General features: G+C 64.8%; 24 protein-coding genes. 11 read left to right on the forward strand and 13 right to left on the reverse strand.

Going from position 1 to position 26,016, the window contains the following annotated elements:
* Positions 1 to 125: 125 nt before the first annotated feature.
* From ACQPZ2_RS37195 to ACQPZ2_RS37210, 4 genes are read left to right on the forward strand one after another with little or no spacing between them, the layout of a single operon-like run.
* Positions 126 to 551 carry an SH3-like domain-containing protein gene (locus ACQPZ2_RS37195; RefSeq protein ID WP_040699665.1) on the forward strand — a complete coding sequence of 142 codons (426 nt, stop codon included), beginning with the start codon at positions 126 to 128 and terminating at the stop codon, positions 549 to 551.
* Positions 548 to 847: an SH3-like domain-containing protein gene (locus tag ACQPZ2_RS37200; RefSeq protein ID WP_433522683.1), complete on the forward strand. Its 300-nt coding sequence runs from the start codon at positions 548 to 550 to the stop codon at positions 845 to 847. Before ACQPZ2_RS37195 ends, ACQPZ2_RS37200 begins: the two co-directional genes overlap by 4 nt.
* A complete protein-coding gene (scnC, locus tag ACQPZ2_RS37205) occupies positions 844 to 1,551 on the forward strand; it encodes a thiocyanate hydrolase subunit gamma (protein ID WP_433522684.1) in 708 nt (235 codons plus the stop codon). The genes ACQPZ2_RS37200 and scnC overlap by 4 nt, the downstream gene beginning before the upstream one ends.
* Positions 1,548 to 1,877: an SH3-like domain-containing protein gene (locus ACQPZ2_RS37210; protein WP_063043121.1), complete on the forward strand. Its 330-nt coding sequence runs from the start codon at positions 1,548 to 1,550 to the stop codon at positions 1,875 to 1,877. The genes scnC and ACQPZ2_RS37210 overlap by 4 nt, the downstream gene beginning before the upstream one ends.
* Before the next feature lie 10 nt (positions 1,878 to 1,887).
* On the opposite strand, the gene ACQPZ2_RS37215 is transcribed toward ACQPZ2_RS37210, so the two are convergent.
* Complete coding sequence (locus ACQPZ2_RS37215; RefSeq protein WP_433522685.1) at positions 1,888 to 2,217, reverse strand: cupin domain-containing protein; 330 nt, start codon at positions 2,215 to 2,217, stop codon at positions 1,888 to 1,890.
* 269 nt (positions 2,218 to 2,486) lie between these two features.
* Between ACQPZ2_RS37215 and ACQPZ2_RS37220 the strand changes: the two genes are divergently transcribed.
* The 3 genes from ACQPZ2_RS37220 (at position 2,487) to ACQPZ2_RS37230 (ending at position 5,859) form a co-directional block, all read left to right on the forward strand.
* The gene (locus ACQPZ2_RS37220; RefSeq protein WP_433522686.1) at positions 2,487 to 2,999 is read left to right on the forward strand and encodes a hypothetical protein; all 513 of its coding nucleotides are present in this window, start codon (positions 2,487 to 2,489) and stop codon (positions 2,997 to 2,999) included.
* A gap of 278 nt (positions 3,000 to 3,277) precedes the next feature.
* Positions 3,278 to 3,553: a response regulator transcription factor gene (locus ACQPZ2_RS37225; protein ID WP_063043118.1), complete on the forward strand. Its 276-nt coding sequence runs from the start codon at positions 3,278 to 3,280 to the stop codon at positions 3,551 to 3,553.
* A gap of 107 nt (positions 3,554 to 3,660) precedes the next feature.
* Entirely contained in the window at positions 3,661 to 5,859 is a 2,199-nt protein-coding gene (locus ACQPZ2_RS37230; protein WP_433522687.1) for a hypothetical protein, read from the forward strand.
* On the opposite strand, the gene ACQPZ2_RS37235 is transcribed toward ACQPZ2_RS37230, so the two are convergent.
* Positions 5,860 to 6,354, reverse strand: a complete 495-nt coding sequence (locus ACQPZ2_RS37235) for a MarR family winged helix-turn-helix transcriptional regulator (protein ID WP_373283277.1) — start codon at positions 6,352 to 6,354, stop codon at positions 5,860 to 5,862.
* A 239-nt stretch (positions 6,355 to 6,593) separates the two neighbouring features.
* On the opposite strand from ACQPZ2_RS37235, the gene ACQPZ2_RS37240 reads away from it, so the two are divergent.
* Complete coding sequence (locus ACQPZ2_RS37240) at positions 6,594 to 7,028, forward strand: helix-turn-helix domain-containing protein (protein WP_433522688.1); 435 nt, start codon at positions 6,594 to 6,596, stop codon at positions 7,026 to 7,028.
* On the opposite strand, the gene ACQPZ2_RS37245 is transcribed toward ACQPZ2_RS37240, so the two are convergent.
* The 5 genes from ACQPZ2_RS37245 to ACQPZ2_RS37265 form a co-directional block, all read right to left on the reverse strand.
* Positions 7,008 to 8,237, reverse strand: coding sequence for a PucR family transcriptional regulator (locus ACQPZ2_RS37245; RefSeq protein ID WP_433522689.1), 1,230 nt, complete (start codon positions 8,235 to 8,237; stop codon positions 7,008 to 7,010). The genes ACQPZ2_RS37240 and ACQPZ2_RS37245 overlap by 21 nt on opposite strands.
* 135 nt (positions 8,238 to 8,372) lie before the next feature.
* Positions 8,373 to 9,404, reverse strand: coding sequence for an alpha/beta hydrolase (locus ACQPZ2_RS37250; RefSeq protein WP_433522690.1), 1,032 nt, complete (start codon positions 9,402 to 9,404; stop codon positions 8,373 to 8,375).
* Positions 9,405 to 9,430: 26 nt separating this feature from the next.
* Complete coding sequence (locus tag ACQPZ2_RS37255) at positions 9,431 to 10,396, reverse strand: glucosyl-3-phosphoglycerate synthase (RefSeq protein ID WP_433522691.1); 966 nt, start codon at positions 10,394 to 10,396, stop codon at positions 9,431 to 9,433.
* 33 nt (positions 10,397 to 10,429) lie between these two features.
* Positions 10,430 to 11,977: a glycosyltransferase family 39 protein gene (locus tag ACQPZ2_RS37260; RefSeq protein WP_433522692.1), complete on the reverse strand. Its 1,548-nt coding sequence runs from the start codon at positions 11,975 to 11,977 to the stop codon at positions 10,430 to 10,432.
* A 37-nt stretch (positions 11,978 to 12,014) separates the two neighbouring features.
* Complete coding sequence (locus ACQPZ2_RS37265) at positions 12,015 to 13,436, reverse strand: condensation domain-containing protein (RefSeq protein ID WP_433522693.1); 1,422 nt, start codon at positions 13,434 to 13,436, stop codon at positions 12,015 to 12,017.
* A 216-nt stretch (positions 13,437 to 13,652) separates the two neighbouring features.
* Between ACQPZ2_RS37265 and ACQPZ2_RS37270 the strand changes: the two genes are divergently transcribed.
* Positions 13,653 to 14,669 (forward strand): alpha/beta hydrolase, encoded by a 1,017-nt coding sequence (locus tag ACQPZ2_RS37270; RefSeq protein WP_433527625.1) that lies wholly within the window; start codon positions 13,653 to 13,655, stop codon positions 14,667 to 14,669.
* Between the two features lie 27 nt (positions 14,670 to 14,696).
* Here the strand turns inward: ACQPZ2_RS37270 and ACQPZ2_RS37275 are convergent, their stop codons facing one another.
* Both ACQPZ2_RS37275 and ACQPZ2_RS37280 read right to left on the reverse strand, forming a co-directional pair.
* Complete coding sequence (locus ACQPZ2_RS37275; RefSeq protein ID WP_433522694.1) at positions 14,697 to 17,141, reverse strand: hypothetical protein; 2,445 nt, start codon at positions 17,139 to 17,141, stop codon at positions 14,697 to 14,699.
* Positions 17,142 to 17,631: 490 nt separating this feature from the next.
* Positions 17,632 to 19,188, reverse strand: a complete 1,557-nt coding sequence (locus ACQPZ2_RS37280) for an amino acid permease (RefSeq protein WP_433522695.1) — start codon at positions 19,186 to 19,188, stop codon at positions 17,632 to 17,634.
* Positions 19,189 to 19,524: 336 nt separating this feature from the next.
* Here ACQPZ2_RS37280 and ACQPZ2_RS37285 point away from each other — a divergent pair, with 336 nt between their 5' ends.
* On the forward strand, positions 19,525 to 20,802 hold the full coding sequence (locus tag ACQPZ2_RS37285) for a lipase family protein (protein ID WP_433527626.1): 1,278 nt from the start codon (positions 19,525 to 19,527) through the stop codon (positions 20,800 to 20,802).
* Here ACQPZ2_RS37285 and ACQPZ2_RS37290 read toward each other — a convergent pair.
* The 4 genes from ACQPZ2_RS37290 to ACQPZ2_RS37305 all read right to left on the reverse strand — a co-directional run bounded on the left by ACQPZ2_RS37290 (position 20,756) and on the right by ACQPZ2_RS37305 (position 24,417).
* Positions 20,756 to 21,793: a GlxA family transcriptional regulator gene (locus ACQPZ2_RS37290; RefSeq protein WP_433522696.1), complete on the reverse strand. Its 1,038-nt coding sequence runs from the start codon at positions 21,791 to 21,793 to the stop codon at positions 20,756 to 20,758. The genes ACQPZ2_RS37285 and ACQPZ2_RS37290 overlap by 47 nt on opposite strands.
* 53 nt (positions 21,794 to 21,846) lie before the next feature.
* Entirely contained in the window at positions 21,847 to 22,725 is an 879-nt protein-coding gene (locus ACQPZ2_RS37295; RefSeq protein ID WP_433522697.1) for an alpha/beta fold hydrolase, read from the reverse strand.
* A gap of 184 nt (positions 22,726 to 22,909) precedes the next feature.
* Positions 22,910 to 24,196 (reverse strand): hypothetical protein, encoded by a 1,287-nt coding sequence (locus ACQPZ2_RS37300; protein WP_433522698.1) that lies wholly within the window; start codon positions 24,194 to 24,196, stop codon positions 22,910 to 22,912.
* Positions 24,196 to 24,417 carry a hypothetical protein gene (locus tag ACQPZ2_RS37305; RefSeq protein ID WP_063043105.1) on the reverse strand — a complete coding sequence of 74 codons (222 nt, stop codon included), beginning with the start codon at positions 24,415 to 24,417 and terminating at the stop codon, positions 24,196 to 24,198. The genes ACQPZ2_RS37300 and ACQPZ2_RS37305 overlap by 1 nt, the downstream gene beginning before the upstream one ends.
* A gap of 289 nt (positions 24,418 to 24,706) precedes the next feature.
* Here ACQPZ2_RS37305 and ACQPZ2_RS37310 point away from each other — a divergent pair, with 289 nt between their 5' ends.
* Complete coding sequence (locus ACQPZ2_RS37310) at positions 24,707 to 26,014, forward strand: ABC transporter substrate-binding protein (RefSeq protein ID WP_433522699.1); 1,308 nt, start codon at positions 24,707 to 24,709, stop codon at positions 26,012 to 26,014.
* Positions 26,015 to 26,016: the final 2 nt, after the last annotated feature.

The following is a 26,016-nucleotide window of genomic DNA, read 5'->3' on the forward strand; positions in this document are numbered from 1 at the left end:
TGACGTGTAGCCTTGTCAGTCGGATCAACGCAATGTGAATAGGGGCTCGCGGCCCCGCAGCCGGGTGTGCGCCGTATGCGATCACTCGGCCGGGGGAACATCGGATCCGTCACTACGGAGACCTCATGAGTTCACCGAATCGATTCGACGAAGTTCAAACTCGCGTAGCAGATCTCGCTCCCGTTTTCCGCAAACCGCTGGACTCGCCGTACGAGATCTCGAACGAATTGTTCACCGCACTTCGACACGTCCTGCACGACGTGGGCGGACAGCCGGACGTGCCGGTCGAGTACCGCGAAAAAGATGAAGAACCCTGGGAGATGAACACCTACGTCACCTGCGAATGCCTCGGCTGGCGTGGCGTGTGGAATTCCGAGGAGCGCCGACGAGCCGAAAACGACCTCGGCGCGACGCTGTACTTCGGCCTGCCCTATTACGCGCGCTGGGCGACCGTCGCGGCGAAGGTTCTGATCAACAAGGGTTTGATCACCCCCGACGAACTGTCCGCGAAATTGGACGAGGTACGCGCACGGCTGGAGGCGCGGCAATGACCAGGAAGTATGCAATCGGCGATCGCGTCCGGGTTCGAAACGCGACGTCGATGTTCCACACTCGCACCCAGGCCTACACCCGTGGTCGAACGGGTGTCGTCGTCGAATACCGACCCGAATGGGTGATTCCGGAAGACGAGGCCTGGGGACGTGACGACGGTCGCTTCGAACCGTTCTACGTCGTGCGATTCCGCCAGACAGATCTTTGGCCCAAATACACCGGCTTCGACGTCGACACCCTGGAGACGGAGGTCTCCGAGCGCTGGCTCGAGCCCGCAGAGGAGGATGCCAAGTGAGTCAGACCCACGATCACGGGGCGCATGCGCCGATCCAGACGAGCTCGCAGATCAGCGAGTTCGAGATCCTGGAGACCGCGGTTCGCGAGCTCGCCATCGAGAAGGGCCTCTTTTCGCAAGAAGACCACCGACGGTTCTCCGAATGGGCGGAATCGGTCGGGCCGCACGGCGGATCGAAACTGGTCGCGAAGGCGTGGACGGATCCCGAGTTCAAGGCGCGCCTGCTCGCCGACGGCACCGAGACGTGCAAGGAGGTCGGCATCGACTGGCGCGACCCGACCGGCTCCGGAACGCCGAGCGACTACACCTACTTCTACGTGCTGGAGAATACGCCCGAGGTGCACAACGTGATCGTCTGCACGCTGTGTTCGTGCTATCCGCGACCGGTTCTCGGTATGTCGCCGGACTGGTATCGCACCCCCAATTACCGTCGGCGCCTGGTGCGTTGGCCCCGTCAGGTGCTCGCCGAATTCGGCCTGCATATCTCACCCGAGGTAGAGGTCCGGGTGCACGATTCGAATCAGAAGTCCCGGTTCATGGTGATGCCGATGCGCCCGGCGGGCACCGAGGGCTGGACGGAGGAACAGCTGGCCGCCATCGTTACCCGGGACACGATGATCGGCGTGGCCGTGCCGCAGGTCGACTGGACCGCGCAGGCGCCGCCGGACCAGGTCGAGGCCGCCTCGGAAAGGAGCGGTCGGTGACAAGCAGCCCGTACGACGTGCTCCTGCGCACCCTCGATCCGGAGTCGCGGCGGGAGAACGCGCTGCCCGAACTCGATCGCAAGCCCGACCCATGGGAGTCGAGCATGCAGGCGACATGCGAATGCCTGTCCTGGCGCGGCGCATTGGACAATCTGGAACGCCGTCATGCCGAGGATGCGCTCGGTGAGACGATCTACCACGACTTTCCCGTACACACCCGATCGGTCGTCGTGACGGCCCACACGCTGATGGATCGTGGAGTGATAGTCCCGGACGAGTTGCGCGCCCGAATGGACGCGGTCCGGGAGCGGTTCAACCGCGAGTAACTCGACGACTTCAGCCCTCGGGGTAGAAGACGAACAGTGTGCAGCCGGTGCTCGACTGCGGGATGTGTGACGATCCGGCCGGAGCGTGGATGAACGATCCGGCCGGATAGTCGCGGAATCCGTCGTTGAACGTGCCGGACACTACGAAGACCTCCTCCGGCCCGGGTTCGTGCAGATCGATGCCCTCCCATGCGGTGCCCGGATCCATTTCCAGCACGTACGCTTTCGCGTCGTTCGCCCCGCGCCACAGCGCCCGTGAGCGAATGCCCGGAAACAGCTCTCGCACAGGCGAATCCGCGACGGTTGTCCACTCGTATCCAGGGAACTCGGTGATCTCCATATCTCTACAACCGCCGGTTTCGGCCGCACTATTCCGCTGAGCGAACCGGACCCGAAATTCCTCGGCAACCCGGAATCCACGGTCCGCGACGCCATCAACGCAACTCCACAGTAGCCGCACGTGTCCACACCGGATTCGGTAGCCACGCAACAGTTTCGCCGTCGACAACAGCTCCCGACGGGGGTGTCGTGCGAACGACGGATATTCGGCGAACTGTCCGCTTGGCATCGTTGACAGCGGATGTTCGACAACGAACTGTGGGAGGAAAAGTGTTGGGCAAGGCGGGAATTCGACAATCGGGTGCGCGTAGCGTGGCCGCGGCCGTGGTGCTGGCGGCGGCGGTCGTCCTCGCGGGTTCGGCGGGTGTGTCCGCGAATCCGGGAACAGGCAGTGCGGGGAGCAGCGACGGGGGCAGTAGCGGTGGGGGTAGTGGAAGCAGCGGCAGCAGCGGCGGCGGCCAGTCCGCACCGCCGCAGACGCAACGCTGCAACCAATCGACCAAATCCGGCGGTGCGGGGGTCACCGACACGATGCACCAACTCGGCAGGAGCGGCCCGACATCGTTCGTGCTGGTCTATGAGACCTACAGCATCCCGGATCTGATCGAGGTGTTCTACGAAGGATCCCTGATCCGCAGTACGGGGTATGTCGGCGACAATATCAACGAAGGAACCGGGTCGGTGGTGGTCAATGTCCCGCCGGGGAGCGCGACGGCCGTGCTGGTGCGCGTCACCGGTCCGAACGGGACCGATTGGGACTACACCGTCAAATGCCCGACGTAACCCAGTGATCACCGGATAGCGGATGGGGCGCGTCACCACCCGCGCGCCCCATCCGCTCAGCAAGATCTTGCCCAGCACACCGTTCGGTTTGGCTGATTTTGCCGGAACGATCGAGCCCGAGCCATTCTGTGCCGATCGCCTCGAGTCGCGTCGTAACTACGCAGCAACCGTGTTTCGATGGGTGGGAGAACATATGCAGGACAAGGTGATTGCGCCGCAGGCAACGGTCGGGGACCGAACATCCTGTCCCCACCCGAGTTCGGCGAGAGGAAGCATCCGTGCTCACCTTCACTGGTCATACGTCCGTGCCGCGAGCAGCGCACAACTTCGTTCCGTCGCTCAGCCCGCGCGAGCGCGAAGTGCTGCGAGCCTGGATCCTCAGCGATTCCAAAACCGAAGTGTGTCAACAGCTCTACATCTCGGCGGGCACGGTCAACACCCACCTCGCACGCATCCGCGACAAGTACCATGCCGCAGGCCGACCGGCGTCGACCAAGGCCGCATTGCTGGCGCGCGCACTGCAGGACGGTCATATCGGCCTGAACGAGCTCTGACCATCGGGCAGCGAGACAGATGCAGATAGCAACTGTTGCATACTGCCCCGGTCCGGTAGTGTCTCGGACTCGTGGCATCGAGTGCGGCTGTTGGATCACCGAGGGATGTGTGTCGATGGGGGACGATCACCGGGGTCGGCGTGGTCCTTGGCTATGCGGCGGTGCTGCTGGCAAACGGACGGCACTTCTATACCGATGACACCGAATCCCAGTACGGGCCGATGTGGGTCATGCTCGGTCGCCAGCTGCGGGAGGGGCGGTTTCCCGCGCTGGTGCCGTGGGAGTGGATGTCGGGCAACTATGCGCTGGAAGAAGCCGGAATCTACAACCCGCCACAGCTGCTGGTCGACCTGATCGCGCCGTCGGTCGACAACCTCGCGCTGTTCGTCACGGTGGTGAAGCTGGTCTTCTCGATCATCGCCGCGCTGGGCGTGTTCCGGATCTGTCTGGCATACGACGCGCGTGCGCCTTGGGCGGCGGTCGCCGGGGTCGCGTTCACGCTGAGTGGGTGGTTCCTGTTCTTCGACGAGGCCAGCTGGGCGACCTCACTGACCGGCACCGCGTGGATGGTGCAGGCCTGGGCCGCGGCGGTGCGTTATTCGCGTGGCCGGGGCGGACCGATCCCGGTCTTCGTATTCCTGTATCTGGCGATCTCGGTCCAATATGTCTTTCCCGCAGTCGAATCGGCATTGATGATCGGTGCGGTCGCCGTCGGCGAATTCTTCTACCACCGCGGATGGCGACCCTCGATCCGGCTGCTGCTCGCGGCGGGATGCGCGGGTCTCGCGGGGTTGGCGACCTATCTGCCCGGTGTGCTGTCCTCGGCGGTGACCTGGCGCGGAAACGAGCGGGTGCTCAACGACCCGTTCCTGACGGTGCCGTGGTCGGAATCGCTCAATGCCAGCCTGCCCAGCACCGTGCCCGCATTCACCGGATGGTGGGGCTATATACAGCCGCTGCCCATGGTGTACATCGCGTGGTTCCTGATTCCCGCGCTGGCATTCATCGATTGGCGGGCGGCGCTGAAGTCGGCGCGGGACCTCGGTTCGATCGCGATCTTCGCCGCGGGGATGTTGATGTGGACCGCGGGGCCGGGTCGTATCGGCCCGCTGCGGTGGCCCGCCAGGGTGTTGCCGATGCTCGCGCTCGGTTTGCTGGTGCTGGTGTGCGTACTACTCAGTCGCCACGGCACTTTCGAGCAGTGGCGACGTCGCGGGACGGCCGCGGGGGTATTGATCGGACTGCTGTTCCTGCGGTCGTTCTCGGCCGCGCCGGCACTGCTGGTGTGGCATCTCGTCGCGGTCGTCGCGGTGACCGCGCTCGGGGCCGCGGTGCTGTGGGTGATCCGCACTCGAGGGGTCGCGGTGGCCTGCCTGCTGACCATCGTGGCGATGTTCCCGATCGCCAACTCGCAGGTGCGCGGCGCACCGCCGACGCCGATGTCGTACAACTTTCCGGAACGGCGCTCGCAGATGCAGGCGACCTTCCCTGATTTCCCCGGTGTCACACTGCAACTCGCCGATCGCGCGCTCGTGCAGCCGAGCGATAAGAGCCTCGCGGGCGCATACGGGTCCCTCGCCTTCGGCAATTACGCCAAGAACCTGCCCTTGGACTACGTCAACGCGTACACCCCGATCGGATATGCCGCCTTCAGCGCGCTGCTGTGCATGGGTTGGGACGGCAGCACCTGTCCGGACGCCTACCGTCGCGCATTTTCGACCGAATCCTCCACTGGCAAAACGATTGTCGATCTGATGAAGGTCGATCGGGTCGTCCTGCAGCGGGCCCAATTCCCCGATGCCCGCGACCACCCCGCACCACCGGGCTGGCAGTGGGTCGACTACCCGGGCCACGAACGCTACATCTGGGTACTCGAACGGGTCGACGGTCCGCTCTCGACCCGCAATGGACTGATCGCCGATGCCGAAGGCGTACAAGCGAGTTCGGTGTCACGCGACAGTGTCACCAGCCGGATCCGGGTCACCTCACCCGGCGGCGGACGTGTCGTCTTCGCTCGCCTCGGCTGGCCGGGTTATCGAGTCACCCTCAACGGCACCGATATTCCGTTCACGACGGTGGCGGGCACCTTCATCGCCGTCGACATCCCGCCGAACACCGACAACGCGGAATTGCTCCTGTCCTGGCGGCCACCCGGGTGGAAGATCAGCAGTGCGGCGGCACTTGCCGGACTCGCCGGGCTGGCCGCCTTGCAGTGGGCTCATGGCCGGCCCAGGCGTCGATTCCCGGACGACGAGGTGCCCGATAAGCCCGAGCGCGAGCCGGAACTGGTTGTCGCGCGCGGCTAGCTAGAGCGGGTACGCCTGCAGCCCCTTGGCGGCTCCGCACTCCTCCCCCGCGGTGGTGAACGCGGTCAGCGCTCGCACCAGCCCCTGCCGCTGAGCAGCGGGCATGGTCTGTACGACGCGGGCGATTTCCGCGCGACGGCGCGCGGTCACCTCGGCGACGACGTGGCGCCCGTGCTCGGTGAGATCGACGATCTGCTCGCGACGGGACTGCGGATTGGGTTGCCGGGTAAGCAATTCCGCTGATACGAGTCGCTCGACCATCCTGGTCGCGGTCGAAGGCTGCACATCCAGCTGCTGCGCCAAGGTGGCCAGATTGCTCGGGCCTTGCGTCGCGAGGATCACCAGAGTACGGAACTGCGGCAGCGTGATCGTATCGTCGACGTGCGCGATCGAGCGGGCTGAGATGGCCATGAGCAGGCGGGACGCGGTCAGCAATGCATCGGTGACCTCGTCGACCGAGTCCGATGGTGTCGAGCGGGCTGACGTCGCCATCATCCTCCTCCGTCGGTGTGACGTAAGGACCTTACCCGCTAACACCGTCTTGCTTATGACAACTATTGCAGAGTGCCATTGTCGGAGTTGGATTGGACGTACGCCCAAGGCGATTGTCCAATCGACTCGACGAAGGGGCCTTCCGGTGGTGCAACGCATCGACGTCGCCCGAGTGGTCCGCGAGCGGGCACGGTAACCTGCGAGGCCGATGTTTCGATCTGCGAAGAAGATGGGCACCTCAGATGGCTGATTTCGCCGAGCGGTTGAACAAGCTATTCGAAACCGTGCATCCCCCCGGCCGCCGCTCGCATACCAACGCGGAAGTCGCCGACGCGTTGACGAACTCCGGACACCCGATCTCGAAACCCTATCTGTCCCAATTGCGTTCGGGACAGCGCGCCAACCCGTCCAACGAGACCATGGCCGCTCTCGCCAAGTTCTTCAAGGTCAAACCGGACTACTTCTTCAACGACGTCTACGCCGCCAAAATCGACCACGACCTGGAACTGCTCTCTCAGCTCCAGGGCTACCACCTGCGCCGACTATCGAGCCGGGCTTTCGACCTTTCCGAGGAATCGCAGAATCTGCTCGCCACCATGGCGGAGAAGCTGCGGGCGAGCGAAGGACTACCGGCCGCGCCGTCGGACACCGGCGACTCAGGACCCGACCAGGCATAACGTCGTGCCCGGCGCATGTCTCGATGGAAAGTCGGCGAAGGTGCATGCGACCAGACTCGATCTCAGATACCAGGCGTCGGTGGCATTTTCGGGATCGAGTCCGGTCAATTCGGCGATTCTGATGAGGCGGCGGCGGACGGCGCTGGTCGAGACGCCGAGTCGGCGGGCGGTCGGCGCGCGTTTGCCTTGCGCGGCGAAGTAGGCGCGCAGGGTGTCGAGGAGTCCGGGCTCGGCCCGCAGTGGATCGAGGATCGCGCGCAGGTGCCGGTAGCCGGGACCCGGCTGGATCAGTTGGTACTCATGCGCCAGATCTTCGAACCGGTGCAAACCGGGTCCGCGATCCAGGCGCTGCGCGAGGTCGAGCAGTTTGTGCACGCGGTCGGCGGCATGGGGAATCCGGCTGCGCGGCGATGCCGTGAATGTCGCGATTATCGGTGCGGCAGCGGCGCGGGTCAGCCGAGCGACCAGGTCGTCCAGTCTTTTCTCGACATCAGCCGCGAATTCCGTTGGGATCAGGATGGTTCCGCCGTCGACGCTGAGTATCGATAACACCTGGCATTCACGAAGGGTCGCCAGCTCGGCTTGGACGCGCCGCAGCTTGCGGCGCGCGACCACCCGGGAATCGAGTCGACGATCGTTCTCGTCGGGATGCGGTCCCAGCGCGACCGCGACCACGAAATAGGACCGCGAGAGTTCGGTGTCGCATCGGTGTGCCATCGTCGGATCCGCTTTTCCGGCCAGCAGCGCCGAGACCAGCGTCTGCGCGGCGACTCTGCGATCACCGGTCATGGCACGCACTTCGCCGACGTACCCGCGCAATACCGCGGTCGAAAGCGCCTGTGTCGCTTGGATGAGCCGGGTGCCGTCGGTGTAGAACCCCTGCCGAACCGACCGCGGCCCATCGGATGCGACGAGTTCGAAACCGGCTTTGATACCGGCATGCATGACGTGCTGGATCAGCGCGATCGGCAACTCCCGATCCGCCATTCTGGCCGCGATGGCTTCGAGCCGGGCAACGGTTCGCTCTGATACCGGCCTACCTGTACGAATCGCGGCGGTGAGCCCTTCCAGACCACAGCGCGCGATCGTGATCAGGTCGCTCTGGACGGCGCCATCGAGCCCTTCGCCCGGTACGCTTTCGAGTCGGTTCACGATCTTGCGCGACAATGCCGCGAAATTCGGTTCGATCGGATCATTCGTGACCGTCATGGCATTTCCCCGTTCGACTGCAGCGTCGGTCGGTCACGCTACGACAGATTTCGGTGTGTGACACGCACCAGGCGGTCGATGGTGAACCGACACAAAACCTTCCGTGGATTTCGATGACGCGCACCGAGCCGACGCTCACTCGGTCAAGGCGGCTTCGAATATCGGCCAGGACTTGTGCAGGTCCTCCTGCCAATAGCCCCAGGAATGCGTGCCGTTCGATCGGAAATCGAAAGTGGCGGGAATGCCGAGGGATTCGAGCCGGTCGTGCAGTTGGTGGGTGCACATGTTCATGACCGCTTCCAGCGGCACACCGAACATCACCTGCCACACCAGCTGGATCAGGTCGCCCCGCGTGCCTTCAGGGGTGTCGAACGGGCCGAGTGCGCCGGTTCCCGCGGAAACATAGATGGCGGTGCCGCGCAGCCGATCGGCGTGCAGGTAGGGATCATTGGCGGCCCACGCCGGATCCGCGGGCGGGCCCCACATATTCACGGCATTGCCGCGCCAACGCGCGACGACGCCGGTGACGAACGCCTGTCCCTGCGGATCACTGGTGCGGACGCAACCGCTGTAGGAGCCGATCGCCCGGTACCGGCCTGGCGCCGCCAGTGCGAGCTGGAACACCGAGGTCGCGGACATCGAAAGCCCGGCAATGGCATTGGCGCCGTTGCCGTTGAATGCCCGGTCGATGATCGGCGGCAGTTCTTCGGTCAGGAAGGTAGTCCAGCGCTGCCGCCCGAGCAGCGGATCATCGGACCGCCAATCGGTGAAATAGCTGCCCGCGCCGCCGATGGGGATGACGACATTGACCTGCTTGTCGCGGAAGAAGTCCGCCACATCGGTTTCGTCGTACCAACTGCCGCCGACACCGCCGTTGGCCCCGTTGAGCAGGTACAGCGTGGGTGCGGGCGCGTCCTCGTCGCGGGCGCGCAACACCTGTGCCGGGAAGGCGGTGTTCATCGCGGCCGAATAGACGGATATGTCGATCAGGCGGTCGTTCCGTTGCTGGATGCGGTCCAGGCGCGACCCGTCGGCGGACTCCGCTATCGGTTCCTGCGGTGGCTGGGCGCGCACCACAGCGGCAGGCGCCCCGCAGATGACGAGAACCATTGCGACACATAACAAGCGGACTCGAACAAGCCCGGCGCTGTCGATGGTACCGATCACGAGTGCTCCTGAGCGATATGAAGTTTCTACCAGGCAAAAAGCAAGTGTTCGACTGCGGCGGAGGCGATTTCGTCGGTGATCGGTGCCGAGGGCAGCGCCGACATAGCGGGGCGGTCGGCCAGGGAGACCGTGCTCGTTGTACGTCGCCAGGTCGCGCCGTCGGGGCGGTATTGGATCAGTCCGCGGCCCGAGTCGCGAATGCCGAACCGGTCGAGCATGGTTGCGACTATCTGGCGGCTCATGGCGGCCAGCTCGTGGGTGGGCCGGTTGCGGTGGATCCGGGTGCCGAGGTCCACCTGGCCGATCGCGTGTGCGCCGTGGCGCTGCCAGGTATCGATGAGGATGCCGATCTCGACGCCGTAGCCGGGCGCGAACGGGAGGCTGGTCAACAGGTCTCGCGTCGCCGCGTATTCCCCGCCCAGCGGCTGCAGCACCTCCGCGAGTTCGGGGGCCAGCGCGGCAAGTAATGGACGCGCCACCAGTTGGGTGACGCGCCCGCCACCGTCGGCGTCGCCGAATGGATCGGTGGCCAGTGGCCGCCGGTAGTAGCCCTTGACCAGCTTCAATTGCTCGTCGAATAGCAGCGGCGCCACCAAGGCCGGTACGAATCGCGGGTCCGGCGCCACCAGGTCGGAGTCGTGGAAAACGATGACATCACCGTTTGCCACCGCCAGCGAGCGCCACAGCACCTCGCCTTTGCCCGGGCGTGGCGACAGTCCCTCGAGGGCCTGCTCGCGGGTGTAGACCGCGGTCGCACCGGCCGCTCGGGCTCGCACCATGGTGTCGTCGGTCGAGCCGGAGTCGATGACGATCAGTTCGTCGACAAGCGTGCCGACGAGCTCGCGGATCGCGGCGATCACATCGGTGATGGTGTCCTGCTCGTTGAGCGCCGGGATGACGACGGAGATGATGCGCTCGCCTTTGCGCTCGACAAGCTCTGGCAGCGACCAGGTTCGCTGGAACCAGGCAATGCCGGTGCTCGTATATCTCATCGGTGAGTCCCTTTCCTCGGAGACCGCGGGGTGTCAGATACCCGGGTCGAGCACGTTGGTGGTCAGTTGCGGCCAGGTTTCGGCCCAGGGGCGGATGAGGCGGTCGCAGCGCCAGATGACGATCTCGCGGTTGATACCGGGAAATCCGAGTCGATCATCGAGACGCGCCACCGACGTGACATCCGAAAATGTATGTCGCAAAAGCGGTTCTGCTGTTTCAGGGGCGACGTACAGCACCGTGGAGTCGGTCTCCGACGGCTGACCGAAGTAGGCGAATCCGCGGTTGGGGCTGTAGATCGGGGGCAGGCCGGGACTGCCGAGCCGGTCCAGCGCACTTGCTTGCCAATAGGTGTGCGTAACAATGACTGTGTCGGCGTGCTCGCCGAGATCGACTGTGCGGTAAGCGCTATCGACGGCAGCAAGCAGTTCCGGCCAACCGCTGGTGCCGAATACGCGCATTCGGGTGGACAACTCGCTCTGCGTACTCGTCGGCCGATCTCGGGTAGCCGACGATACCGGCAACAGAGACACCGCGGCCACAGCGATTGTCGCGGTGAGCGCGGACAGAGCGATTCCCGTGGCCCGCTCCCATCGGCGGAACTCGCGGGCCTCCGCCCACACCGCACCTGCGGCGAACAAAATGGGAAGTAGCCCCGCGACGTAGTACGCACGCGTCCCGGTCACCAGCACGAAACCCGCTTGGACGGCGGCCGTGACGACGATGAACAGATACGGTCGCAGCGCGGAATGCCTGATCAACGCCCAAATGCCCACCAGGGCAAGGAATCCGCCGATACCGGTCAGCATGGCGAACTGCATGGGCAATCCGGCGATTCCACCGGTGGCGGTCTGCTGTTCGGCTCGTATCGTCGCGCCCATAGCCAGTTGCGGCCACCCGTGCCGCGCCTGCCACACCAGTCCCGGTAGCACCGCCATTACCGAAAACGCGGCGCCGAACCACAGGGCAGGCTGCCGAACCAGATCTCGCGGACCGAAAACAATGACACCGATACCGATTCCGGCGACCAGCACCGGAGCCAGTAGTTTCACCTGTAGATCCAGCGCGACGACCGCGGCCGCCGCGATCAGGAGCCGATCGTCACGAATCCGGATCCAGCGCACGGTCAACCAGATCAGCACCGAAACCAGCGTGGCATCGAGAGCGAACGTCGACAGCGTGGCCGACTGGGTGATCGCGAACGGACAGCAGGCGTAGGCCAGTGCCGCCAGTACCTGCGCGAAAACCCCGCCGCCGAATTCGCGGGCCGACGCGGCGGCCGTCAGGATCGCGAGCACGGCCGCCATGATCGACGGAATACGCAGTGCAACAAGTGAACCCGTATCGATCCAGTCCATGCATCGAGCGATGAGTGGTAGCAACGGCCCCTGGTCGACGTAGCCGAAGGAGAGCCGATGACCGGCTGAAATGAAGTACAGTTCGTCACCGAAGTAGTCGTATCGGTCCGCTCGCGCCAGCAGCACGACCGCGACGAGCGCGGTGATCGCGCCCACCGGACGCAATGCGAACGGCGGCAGGGTATTTCGCCGATCAGCGCCATCCGCCTCGGTCGCGGTGGTCATCAGCGCCTCGTCGGCAAAAACGCGGGAAGCCGGACGGTCATGACAAGACGTCGACCCGCACGGCATAGTCACCGTCCGCGACCACCGCGGTGATGACCGCGGTCAGCGCCTTCGCGTACCGGTCGATCGAGGCGTGTGCCTGCGGGGTATCCGGAAACATCAGGCTCAACTTGGTGACATCGTTGAACCGGTTGATCCAGAGATAGACCTCGCTCGCACTGGCCCGGTTGCCGTACAGGCCGCCGTTGATCCGATCGAACATTTCCGCGCCCGCCATCCTGCGGACATCGACATACGACAGCATCGGCGCGGCCCAGCCCGGATTCGTCCGGATGCCAAGATCCGGCGTGACCAGCTCGAGCACCCGGTGCGGCGAAATATCGGTCAGCTCCTTGGCGCGCTCGGTTGCGTCCTGGACCGAGGCGACAAGCGAGGTGAAGGTGTCATCCGGCCGGATCGCCGCGGTGACCGGAATGAGGTTGGTGTACCAGCCCACTGAGGTCGCCTCACCGGCTGTGGCGCGGGTATTGGCGGGGGTGAGTCCGAAATACCAATCCCGACCGGTCAATTCGAGCTCCGCCATGGCGAGCACGGTGAACAGTCCGCCGATGAATCGGCCCCCATTGTCCTGGCAGACCTGCTCGAATCGCAATGCTTCGGCCTCGCTCATCAGCGGCAGCGTCACCTGCGCACCCCGGATGTGGCCACCGTCGGTCAGTCCGAGATCCAGAGGAAACGACGGCATTTCACCGTCGTTGAGGTGCAGCAGCTCGACCCAGTGCCGGATCTGCGGTGACGCCAGCGTGAGCTGTTCATTGAGCTCGCGTTCGCGCGCACAGTACGCGACGTGACCGTCGACGGGCGTGGAGGGGACTCGGCCACCCGATAATTCGTTGCCGTACAGCGTCAGCAGATCCACACACGACAGCGCTTGCGCAACCCCGTCGGTATGCAGATGATCCACGGCCGCGTACACCGTAAACGAATCACCGTGATCGATCACGCCGAAGCTGAAGCAATCCCATTCGAACGGGCCCGGAGTTTCGGCCTGTACCCGGTCGCGAATCGCGTCGGCGTCGGCGAATTCACCGTGGTCGGTAGCGGCGAATTCGATATCCTCCGGCCGCGCCACATGCCGCACGATCCGGCCGTCGGTGGTAAACGAAAACCAGCTCCAAAACGTGTCGTGCCTGCGCAGGAATTCGTTGCATGCGCGGGTCAGCGCATCGTAGACCGGAGCGCCGGGAATATCGAAGGCAATCATGCACAATCGCGAAGCTCGAACGCCCGCATCGGCATTGCGATACGCGGTCCGCAGATACGCCTCCTGCTGGTAAGAGGGGCCTGTCGCATGTATCGGAGCGGTCCGCACCGCCGCCCGCGAGCTCGGCGACGCCGTCCATGCGGTGAGCCGGCCGCCCTCGGGATGCCATTCATCGAAGAAACCGAAATTGACCAACGGATGCCCTCAATTCGTGAAGCCAGGAGAATCTCAGTCAACGGCATGTAATGCCCGTCGACCATGGCCGGGCGCGAACTTTGTGATGTTCCCCAGCAGCAATGGATTTCGCCGAAAGATCGTCCAAACAGCCTTATCCGCCCTGGTAATCGCCGACTATCGTGACGACGGCATCGGGTAGCGGGAAGGAAGAGTCGAGTGCGAACTGCAAGGCTGATGGCGCTCATCTCCGCGGTGGGTCTGGTCGCCGTGCCCGTGACCGCACGCTCGGAACCCGGTGGCCCGATCACGGTCACCACGGCCACCACCGCCGCTCGCCCCGCCGCCGACGGCTCCTACCTCGTAGACATGGTCGAGAACCCGGATGGCATGCTCGACCTGCGGGTGCACTCGGCCGCGATGGACGCCGATATTCTCGTCAAAGTGCTTCGGGCACCCGATAGTTCGCTACGCGCACCCACCCTGTACCTGCTCAACGGCGCCAGCGGTGGCGCGGATGCCAGCAGTTGGCCCGAGCAGACGGATATCGTCGATTTCTTCCGCGACGAACAGGTCACGGTCGTCACTCCGATGGGTGGCAATGGCAGCTACTTCACTGATTGGCGCGACGACGATCCGATCCTCGGCCGCCAACGCTGGACCACCTTCCTCACCCAGGAACTACCGCCGATCATCGACTCGGCCTTCAACGGCAGCGGCGCCGACGCGATCGCGGGGATCTCCATGGCCGCGACATCGGTATTCCAGCTCGCGCTCGCGGCACCCGGACGCTACCGGGCCATCGGCTCCTACAGCGGTTGCGTCCAGACCAGTGACCCGCTGGGCCAAGCCATGGTCGATGCCGTCGTCCTACGATGGCGGGGCAATCCGATCAATATGTGGGGGTCGCCCAGCGATCCGGCCTGGGCCGCAAACGACCCCTATGTGCATGCCGAAAAGCTCCGCGGCACAGCCGTTTACGTCTCGACCGGAACCGGCGTCCCCGGACCGCTCGACACCCTCGGCGGTCACGGCATCCGAGGTAACGGGGGCAAACTCGTCGGGCAGCTCGTCAACGGCGGCGTGCTGGAGGCCATTACCAACCAGTGCGCGCACGCTCTGCGCGACCGCCTTCAGCAACTGAACATCCCCGCCACCTTCGACCTGCGCCCGACCGGCACCCACTCGTGGGGCTATTGGCAGGAAGACCTGCACAAGTCGTGGCCGATGATCCGCGACGCGCTGAACGGGTAGCGCGCCAACTCAATTCAGCGCACCATCTCAATTCAGCCGAGCGCCGACCCGGGCCATCGGCGGGGCCCAGCCGGGTCGCTGCGGACTGCCCTGCCTCGGCGGCGTCGGCGTGTTCGTCGCTGTTCGTTTGGCCCCGCTCAACGCCTGGTCGGTGAGCACCGTTTCGGAGATGTGGCCTCGAGCCACGCGGAGCAATTCTTGGTCCGCCGGATTACGCAGTACATCGTTGACGCTGCCCAAGATACGGTCCGCCTGTCTGCTTCCGATCTCCCCCAGTATGCGCTGGGCGGCGAGGGCGTCGCTTGCGAATGGACCACCATGCAATGGGCGTCCAGACCCGAGGGTGCCGCCACCAGCGACTGTTTGGAGATCCTGTGCCACGTCCTCCGTGGGTGTGCGCAGGTATGAGGCGACAAATCGGTCCTCGTCCGCGGTAAGGGTGACGCCTGCGGGCGCCGAGCGCCGATACCGGAATGCGGCGGCCTGCAAGGTGGCGAGATCCGCGGCGACTTCGCCGGTGGAACTGCCCCCCTCGAGGAGTCGGAGCGAGGAGTCCTGGACACGTTGGACCGCGGCCACCACGCGGCCGAGATGGTTATTGCCGAGCGTCCAGCCCTTGGCGTTGTCATCGACGATCGACGACGAGCGAATGGCGTTGAACATGATGTCCTCGTCGGTGAATCCGGCGGCCATCAATGCCGCCGGTGCATCGGTGATCTTCCCGCCGATATCCACCAGACCCTGTATCGCCGCCGCCGCGCCGCGAACGGTATTGATGCCGCCATTCGGCGCGGCAAGGGCGGCCTCCCGGGCAGCCCGCGCGAACACAGGCCGGTGCACGTATGCCTGGGCATAGGAGCCGTCGGGGCCACCCACACCCGGCGCGCCCCAGAATCCCCATTGGCCCAATTGTGCCTCGCGCTCCATCCGGGCGAACGGCCGCAGCGGTGAACGGGTCCGACCCCAGAGCCATTCGGTCGCAGGCGAATTGCTGACGGTGCTGAACGCGGCAAGAGCAGGCAGCATGCCCATTCGCATGGAATGGCCCGCCCCGGCCGCTCCCATGCCGAGGGCGGTCGCGCTGCCACCCGAACCGCGTGCGCCACCACCACTGCCCTGCACGGCCAGTGCGAATCGATTCGCGATCCACTCATTGCCGCGATCCAGACTTTTACTGAGGCGTTTGAGCTGAAGGATCGCCACGATTTCGAAGATCGCGCCGATGATGAACACCACCATGACCTGATCACCGGCGAGCTTGAACAGGTCTCCCAGGATCAGCACATAAACGCCGAGGAAGATGGTGTAGGCGGTCATCCGTGCCGCAGCCACGAAGCTGTCGACGACATTGCGGATCAGGAACGTCTGCGTGGGGCCGTACACGAATCCGCCTGCGGCGAAACCGAAGATCGACATCAATCCGTGGTAGATCGTGTCGAGCGCCGCCCGGATCACCTTGATCGCGAGCACGGCTCCGAAGGCGAGCAGGATCGCCCCGGCCAACAGCAGTAATAAGCCGGTGCCGATCTGCTCGAAATTCGGATTCTCCATCGATTCCTTGGCCGAGCTGTCCCCGCAGGAGCCGATACCCTTTTTCACCCGGTCTTCGCTGCGTGCCGTGACAGCTGCCGACCACGCGCTACGGCAAGAGGCCTGCTCGTCGACTACATGCCCGAAGTTCCAGACCTGCAGCGGACGACGAGCGAAGTTGTCGGTCAGCGTGCCCTGCATGGTCGCCACCATGTGGTGCGGATCGATATTGTTATCGCCGTTCAGCCCGGCCGCCACCGAGATGCCGAGATCGCGGCCCTTCGCAAGCAGGCCGTCCGACGACAGCACATCGGCGAGGGGCTCGGCAAGGAATACCGGTCCCAGCAATCCGACCATGATCATGGTCACCACTTGCAGGGTGGCTTTGGAGTAGAGGCCGCGCACGACGAACCACGCGACGAAGAATGCGCCGATCGTCGCCGCGGTCACCAGCATGATCGGCGTCGCGATCTGTCCGGTCAGGCTGTGCGCCACACCGAGCAGTGCTTTCGAGAAGAGGTTCAGCCACTCGAAACTCAGGGCGTAGCCGATCAGCCAGATCGCCGTGATCACAATGATTTTCCAGCCCGCGAATTCCAGGCCGATCACCAGGGAAATCGCGGTATTTCCCGGACTCAGTACGCCGCCGTGGTCGGTGGCGAAGATATAGCCGGCGGCCTCGACGCCCGAGGAATCGGCGACATGAGTCCAGCCGAGCGCAGTACCTACCGACGATCCGGCGGACCGGGTACCGCTTTCGGCCGTAGCCGAGGCTGTAGCGCCGAGTAGACCAGGGAAGACGACCAGAACGAAGACAGTGAGCAGCACTCCGACCGTCCAGCGCCGACGGCGCGTGGCGCGTATCCACGCACGACACCTTCGCAGCACTGCGGGCAACCGCCACCGGTCCGGATCCCAGTAATCCGATCTCCAGTTGTTCACGACCACAACCTGATTCGTTTCCGCGCACCCCCGGATCGCAGGCACGGCATGGCAAGACGAGCATCGAAGCGGACAACACTCGGAGCTGCTCAACAGTCTCCGGAAACGACAACTTCACACGCTAATCACGCGCCGTGAACGACCACCCTCCGATCAGTGAACAGAGCACTGCGAAAACATCAGAGCCCGTTGGCTTTTCGTCTTCATCCCGACCACGGCCGTTCACCGTTTGTTCGTCCTGCGCGGTCGCGGAACATTCGCGCTGCCCGACGCGTCGTCGGGCGCAGGTTTCGCCGTAACATTGCCCAGGGTCAGGCTCGATCGAGCAGAGAGCGCCCACGAAAGTGGCTGTAGCTCAGTATTTTCCACAGAAAGCGAGCAAACCTACCGGTCCGGTCTCCACGTGGACCGCTAGCCCGATCGAGGAAGCGTGACGATTGCCCGCCCATCGCTGCTACAGCGAGTACGCACCGTCGCGAGAATCAAGTCCTTAGAGCGGATCCGGGTTGGCGTAGCGGGATTTCGGAGCCTCGACGATCACTTCCGGTTCGGCCGAGGGCCCGAGCGGCGGACGCTCGGCAACTACCTCGAATTGGCCGGTGTGATGTTGTCGGATATTGGCTATTCGCAACACTTTTCGGCGCGCGAGGAACCAGCCTCCGACCAAAGCCGGCCCCAGGATGACGAGCATGGCGAGTACGGCTGTGCGCTGGACCATGTCGCCGCTGGTGGCCATCAGGATTACCACGGTGGCGAGGAAGAGCAGAGTCGCCACATCGGTGTACGGGGCGCCGGGTAGGCGGGAGGCCGGGCGCCAGGCCAGACCGCGGCGCCACTCCCGCCAGAGTCGGAGGTGACACAGCACAACCGCAGTCCACGACACAATGGTGCCGAGTGCCGACGCGTTCAGCACGATCTCGAATGCCTTGTCCGGCACCACCGCATCGAGCCCGACGCCGACCAGGGCGATCGCACCGGTGGCGAGAATACCGACGTAGGGTACGCCCGTCCGCGACATGCGCGCCGCCACACCGGGCGCGCTGCCGTTCATCGACATCGAACGCAGAATCCGGCCGGTCGAGTACAGCCCGGCATTGAGGCTGGAGAACGCGGCAGTGAGCACGACCAGGTTCATGACCGAACCGGCCGCCGGAACACCGATTTTCGCGAAGAACGTGACGAACGGGCTCTCACCGGCCCGAAAGACCGTATAGGGCAACAGCAGTCCGAGCAGCACCAGCGAACCGACGTAGAACAGTCCGATGCGGGCGATGACGGAGTTGATCGACCGCGGCATGATCGTCTCCGGACGCTCCGCCTCACCGGCCGCGATGCCGACCAGTTCGACTGCGGCATAGGCGAATACGACACCGGTCGTCACCGTGACCAGCGGCAGCAAACCGGTCGGGAACAACCCGCCGTGCTGACTTATCACCCCGACACCGGTCTGCGCACCCTGAATTGTGAAGCGACCGGCCAGGAAAATCGTGCCGACGATCAGAAAGCCCACCAGCGCAACGACTTTGACCAGAGCGACCCAGAACTCCAGTTCGCCGAACCAGCGCACCGAGATCAGATTGGTGCTCACCACCGCGATCAGGGCGATGAGCGCGATCACCCAGTGCGGGACGACCTCGAACGCGCCCCAGTAGTGCACATAGGTGGCGATGGCGGTGATATCGACGATCCCGGTCAGGCACCAGTGGAAGAAGTAGGTCCACCCGACCGCGAAGGCCAGCTTCTCCCCGTAGAACTCGCGCGCATAGGAGACGAACGATCCGGCGGAGGGGCGATGCAGCACCAGTTCGCCGAGCGCGCGCAGGATGAAGAAGACGAATACGCCGCACACCGCATACACCAGGAACAATCCCGGTCCGGCGCTGGCGAGCCGCCCACCGGCACCCAGGAATAGCCCGGTGCCGATCACCCCGCCGATCGCGATCATCTGCACTTGGCGTGCGCGCAGCGATCTGCGATAACCGACGTCCTCGGCATGCAGCGCATCTGCGAGCGCCGATAACTCAACTGGTCCCCGAACTGCGATCACGACCAGGCCTTCCAGTAAGGGAAGTCATGTCGCGGAAGAATGTACCGTTATTTAGCGGTACATTCAACGTGTTTTGTTTGAAGGTTCAACGGGTATTCTGGCGGCCCCACAGGACGATATACGAGCCGGACTCCCGGCCGAGCGGGTTCGTGCATATGCACAAAACCCGAGGTCCAGGCTCTGCATCATGCCGATAGCCCGGCGCCGTCAATTGCGGTGAGCTGAATCCAGCAAGCCGAACCCATGATCGGCTGGCGGATCAATGGAGATTCGGAGGATGCGGTGAAGCGATCTCGACGGCGGCTCGCGGTGCTGGTGGTGGCGGCAGGCCTGGCGATGGGCAGTGCCGGGGTGGCGATCGCCGATCCGGCCTTCCCGCCGAATTTCCCACCGGATCAGAATCAGCTGCCACAGTTGCCGACCGAACCGCAGATCTACGATCTGCTGCCGATCCCGTCGCCGGATCAGGATCCGTGGTACGACGATCCCGCGGATCTCGCGTCGTATCAGCCGGGCCAGATCGTGCGCAGCCGCGAAGTGCAGACGCGGGTGCTCGGAATTCCCTTCCCGGTGTATACCGAGCAGCTGCTGTTCCGCTCGAACGATGTGCACGACAATCCGATCGTCACCGCGACAACCGTTGTGGTGCCCGGCATTCCGTGGCAGGGCAGCCCTCGGCCGGTGCTGTCCTTCCAGGAGGCGATCGACTCCACCGATTCGGCGTGCAATCCCTCGCACACCATGCAGACCGGCACCATGAAGGAGTCGGCGCTGGTGATCTATTGGCTGGCACAGGGTTTCGCGATCAACGTGCCCGACTTCGACGGAAAGTTCAATACCTTCAACACCTATGCCGAGGGCAAGATGGTCCTCGACAGCCTGCGCGCGATGAAGAACGATCCCACCCTCGGCCTCACTGATTCCAGCATCGCGCTGTACGGATATTCCGGCGGCGGTTCGGGTTCCATTCGCGCGGCGGAGCTGCGCGCGAGCTACGCACCCGATGTGCGGCTGCTCGGCACCACCATCGGCGGCACGCCCGGTGACCTGGTGGCGGAGGCCAGGTACGCGACCCACGCGGAACCCGGACTCACCGGCACCAGCAACTTCACCATGTGGCTCGGCTTCGCGAGTCTGGCCCGGGAATATCCGGACGTCTTCGATCCCGCCGATCTGCTGACCGCCGAGGGGCAGCAGATCATCAGGGACGTCCGAAGTCGTTGCTACGCGACCATTTCGCTCACCGGCGTCTACCGGCCCATCAGCGCCTACTACCAGCCCGGCAAGTCGCTGGAATCGTCCCCGGAGATCCTTCGGGTCCTGCAGGACAACAGCTTGGGCAAATACCTTCCGGATACGCCGATCCTGTGGTGGCACGGACTGTGGGATGAACTGATTCCGCCGTCGGTGGTGCTGCCTACCGTCCAAAGCTATTGGGAGCGCGGCGTGGATCTGCGCTTCTACACCGTTCCCGTCCCCGAGCACATCGTCAATGCCGTCACCGGCTGGCCGCCCGCGGTGGCCTGGACCAGCGCGGTGTTGCGCGGTCTGCCGCCGGGGCCGAAGTTCAAAGCTGATTTCCAGCCGCTGCCGCCCGGCTTTCCCGGTAGCTGAAATCGTCTGTGTCCGAACCGGTAATCGCGAAATGCTGCCGGTAGCGGTCGGGCGTGGTGGCGAGCTGGCGGGAGAAGACCCGGTGCAGCGTCTCACCGTGTTTGTAGCCGACCGCTTTGGCGATCGCGACCACCGTCAGATCTGTCGTCTCGAGCAGTCGCCGGGCCGCCTCGACACGTAGATTCTCGACGAAAGCTGCTGGTGTACTACCGGTTTCGGTACGGAAAGCGCGGGCGAAGGCGCGCTCGCTCAACCCCGCCCGCGCTGCCAATGCGGACACGCTCAAGTCTTCGTCCAAATGGTCGGGCAGCCATTGCTGCACGGCCCGGATCGCCGGGGTGCGCGCGGGTTGCGCACGTAGCTGGGCGCTGAATTGCGCTTGGCCACCGGGCCTTCGAGTGAAGACGACGAACCACCGGGCGATCAACTGCGCGACCTCGGTACCGTGATCGGCCTCGACCAAGGCGAGCGCTAGATCGATACTCGCGGTGACCCCCGCCGAGGTCCACCGGTTGCCGTCGTTGACATAGATCCGGTCCGGTTCGACCAGCACCCGCGGGAAGCGCTCGGCCATCACCGCACACGCTCCCCAATGCGTTGTCGCACGATAACCGTCGAGCAATCCGGCACCGGCCAACAGAAGCGAACCGGCGCATACCGATGCCACCCGCCGCGATCGCCGGGCAATCGCCGGGAGCTCGCGCACCACTTCGGCGGATACCGATGAGACGAAGGCTCCGTTGCCCCCGATCACGATCATGGTGTCGATCTCGTCGTCACCGGCGGCGATCTCCGGCAGAGAATGTTCGACATTCATCGTCAGTCCGCCGTCCACCGCGACGGTGCCCGCGCGCGGCGATGCCGTCACCAACCGGTAGGCCGGTGCGCCGACGATGGCGTTCGCCGCACCGAAAATGTCCATGGGGCCGGCCAATTCGATCAGCTGGATGCCGTCGTAGACCACGAGGACAACCGTGCGAGGCGTCGACACATCCCTATCATCGCCGCACTGCCCCCGGACTGTCACGGCAATGTGCAGTCCGATCACCTCGCGTGCCGGACCGGTGCGACCACACCGGCGGCGTGCCGTCCGAGGAAGGGAATGATCAATTCGGCGACACGGTCGGCGAACTGCGCATGCGGATAGTGCCCGCAGTGCTCGATGACGGCCACCTTGCCGATGCCCATCGGCATGGCCGCGACGATCGCCATGGCTTCGGCCTTCGGATCCGGGAAATCGGGATCCTCGGCGCCCATGATCACCAGTGCCGGCCGGTGCACCTGCGACAGCGCCACCTCGGCGTCGGCCGGAGTGGTCTTGCCGGTCTTCCGGAACTCGCGCCACCGGCCGGGTTCACGCAGGGCCGTGAACACGCCGTCGAGGTAGCGCGGAAAGTCCTCGGGCTTGGTCGGATAGGCGACATCGAGGTACCTGCGCCATAACCGCGGCGACCCCAGCAGCAGCGTGCCCATCAACCGCACCAGTCCGCGCCGGTACCGCGGCACCGTCCACAGAGCACCGAAATCCAGTCGCTGCCTCTTGGTGAACGGGTTGATCTCGACGATGGCGCTGACGAGTTCGGGCGCCTCGGCCGCGGCAATGGTCGCCGCACCGCCGGACAGGGAGTGGCCGACGATCACCGCGGGACCGCCGAAATGCCGGATCACACTGAGCAGATCGCCCGCGACATCGGTTCGGCTGATGGCCGCCTTCCCGGTCACCGACGGCCAGCCGGGGCTGGATTCGCCGTGCCCGCGCAGGTCGGCATTCACCACCCGGTAGCCCGCGGCGGTGAGTCGCGGTACGAGATGGCGATAGTCGTGCCGGGAAGTTCCGATACCGTGCGAAAGCACGACCAGCGGTCCGTCCCCTACGACATCACAGGCGATCCGCCCCTCCTCGAATGTCACGAACTCGGTCATTTGTCTTACCTTCCAAGCGTTTTCGAAACGTCGCGTGGCGCGCGATGTGCTCGAATTGAACGCCGGAATTGCGCGGTTGTCGGTAGCCCCGACCGGATCGGTCAGATAGACAGCTGGTTTCGTCAGTCCCTGACCCAACCGGCTCCCAGCCGCCTCCGCGCGGGCTACCTTGCAGCTAGAGCGATCAGTCCCAACTCTGCACCGCGTCGTAGCGGCGGCGCATCTGGCGGCGACGGTAGAACACCTCGTCCACCGATAGCGTCGTGGTAGTCACGGGCGCCAGGCGGATGTTCAGACCGAGTTCCCTGATGCGGTGTTCCAGATCGATGCGGCGCTCCGGCGGCAGGTTGGACCACATCGTTTCGAAGCGGCCGCGGACCGGAGCGTCAGCGCCGGCGATCAGGTCCAGCAGCAGCGGCCAGTCGTGGGCATCGGTGGCGATGCCGGGCAATGCGGAGACCATCGCATCGTTCATCTGCGCGAGCAGGGCTATCATCCGGCGCTGAATCCCGGCGTCGGCGTGTGCCAGCAGGCTGAAAAGTCCACGCCACAGGTCGGATTCGATGCGGCCCTCCAGGCTGCCGACGAGTCCGGCCAGCGCCGCGTCGTTCGCGATGATCGGATTCGCGGCCAAGGCCCCCAGTGCCCACTTGCTCAGCCTTCCGATAAAGGTCAACAGCTCCGGCGCCGCACCGGCCCGGAGATAACCGGCGACGAGATTGCCGATCATTTCGGTGGAGCCGATGCTGAACAGGACATCACCGATCGACGCGGTCAGCTCGGCTTCACAGCGCGCGAACGTCGACAGCGCTGCCAACTGCAGCCCCGTAGACCCGATGAGCACGGTATGCAGCATGCGCGGGACCCGCTGCCGCGGCCCGGCCAGCAGTTGACGAAAAATGGCGCTCACGCCCGCGACGGAATAGGCATAGGCGGCGGAGAAGATCAGGCCCTCGTCATCGAGCACGCCCTGTTCGAAGGCCGCGACCAGTGTGGGTGTGGCGAAGGCGTCGAGGAACGGCCCGGCGGTGATGTAGTCCTTGCGGGCCAGCATTTCGTTGAGGATGCGCACGATGGGTTCCGGCGGCGCCACCTCGGCGAGTTGGCCGACGGTGCGCGGATCCATATACGGCGCGCAGTCGGCCACATACGCGGGCGCGAGCATGGCAACCGTCTCGGCCGCCTTCTTCGGGTGATCGACACCGACCGCACCCGCAGCCCGGCCCGTCATCATCGGCGGCACCAGGCGCTGCACCAGCGGCATCGAGATGCGCAGCGGAATGATCGGCACCAGCTTGCTGATCCGCTCGAATGTCTCGTTGTGCTGGTCGAAGATCAGGCCCGCCAGCCGATCCTGGAGTTCGTGCAGATTCTCACTGCCCAACCGCTCCAGATGCGCCAGTCGCTCCACGGGAGCGTGCAAAGTCCGTGACAGCAGGACGATCTGGGCGCCGGTTACCAGATCACTCATCAGCCGAGCCGGCTCCCGAACATGATCTTCTTCGTCACCGCCCGGAATGGCCGGGGCAGCGCGCCGACCATCTCATCGATGGCCTCGATGAGCGCGGCCGTCTCGAGTTGTTTGGCCGCGCGGAACATCTCGAGCAGTTCGGCGGCCTCCTGTTCGGTGATCAGCCCGGTTGCCGCCAGCGGCCCGCGTAGTTCGTGTTCTAGGTCGGTCCTGGCGGTCATACGGCTACCTGTTTCTTCATCTATCGCAACGTCGATCACTCGTGAAAGCCCCGAGCATAGGTGTCTCGGCGACCCGGCGGGGCAGTGCGTAAAGAATTCGTTATCCAAAGATCTTCATAACTTTTTTGAGAGGGTTGACTTCCTTTTTATTTGTGCCGCAAGACAACTCGGGTTTTATTCTCAGTCACGGGAAGTTGCGTGTCCGGCTGTGCGCGCACATCTGTTTGTATCTGGGCATGATGGATTGGTGTCGGCGCACCCGGGTCCATACCTGCCTCGGGAGCCACCCATGCCGGCATCCGGCCTGACGCGCCGGACGTTCCTCGGCGCGGCGGGCCTCGGTACCCTCGCGCTCACCGCCGCGTGCACCGGCTTCGCCACCACGGGCAGCGGCGGCATGCTCTTTCTGTCCACGCAATTCCGCCCCGCCGACGAGGCCGAGCGTTTCCGCGGCCTGCTCGGGAAGACAGCGCCGGGCGTCAGCTATGTGACCATCGAGGAGAGTCCGTTCGCGAGTCAGGTGCGCAGCCAGGTCGGGGCGGGCTCGACGCAGGTCGGTCTGCTCGGCGGCCTGCACGGCGATATCGCACCGCTGGCCGACGGCTATCTCGAGGATCTCACCGGCCTGCTCGCCGATCTCGGCAACCGCGGCTGGCCCGCCGCCTACCTGCGACTGGCGCGGGCCGGTACCGACCGGACGTGGTATATCCCCTGGGCCACAGCCAGTTACGTACTCGCCGCACATGCCGACGCGCTGCAGCATCTGCCATCCGGCGTGGACGCCACGGCACTGACCTACGACCAGTTCCTCGACTGGGCGATCGCGGCGCGCCGAGCCAACAGCAACCGACCGATGCTCGGGCTGCCCGCAGGCCCGAAAGGCCTGCTGCATCGATTCACCCAGGGTTATCTGCTGCCGTCGTTCACGGGCGGTCAGATCACCACCTTCCGCTCAGCCGAGGCCGTGACGGCCTGGCAGTACTTCCGCGAACTGTGGGCCAACTGCGCACAGTCGAGCACGAATTTCGACTTCATGCAGGAGCCCCTTGCCAGCGGCGAGGTGCGCATGGCCTGGGATCACGTCGTCCGCCTGGTGCACGCGCCCGAGCACGAACCGCAGGACTGGCACATGCTGCCCGCGCCGCGCGGCAAACACGGACTCGGCTATATGGCCGTGGTCGCCGGGCTCGCGATTCCCAAGGGCAGCACCGATGCCGAGCTCGCCCAGCGCACGATCAGCGCACTGACCAAGCCGGAAACCCAGATCGAACTGCTGCGCTCCAACGGCTTCTTCCCGTCGGTCGACACCGCCATCCCGGACGATTTGCCGTCGGCGGTCAGACTCGAGGCCGATGCCGTGGAACGGCAGCAGCAGGCACCGGGCGCGATCCTGTCGCTGCCACCGGTCGGTCTCGGCCAGCGGGAGGGTGAGGTGAGCAAGGTGTTCAAGGACAGCTTCCGCTCGATCGTGTTGGAAGGAGCCGATATTCGGACCACACTCGATCAACAGGCGCGGGTGCTGCAAGGCATTCTCGACGAGCTGAAGGTGCCGTGCTGGGCACCCGATCCGGTCGCCGACGTCTGCGGGGTGGGGTAGCC

Origin of the sequence: Nocardia pseudovaccinii (genome assembly GCF_050942345.1) — a bacterium.
Classification (GTDB): domain Bacteria; phylum Actinomycetota; class Actinomycetes; order Mycobacteriales; family Mycobacteriaceae; genus Nocardia; species Nocardia pseudovaccinii.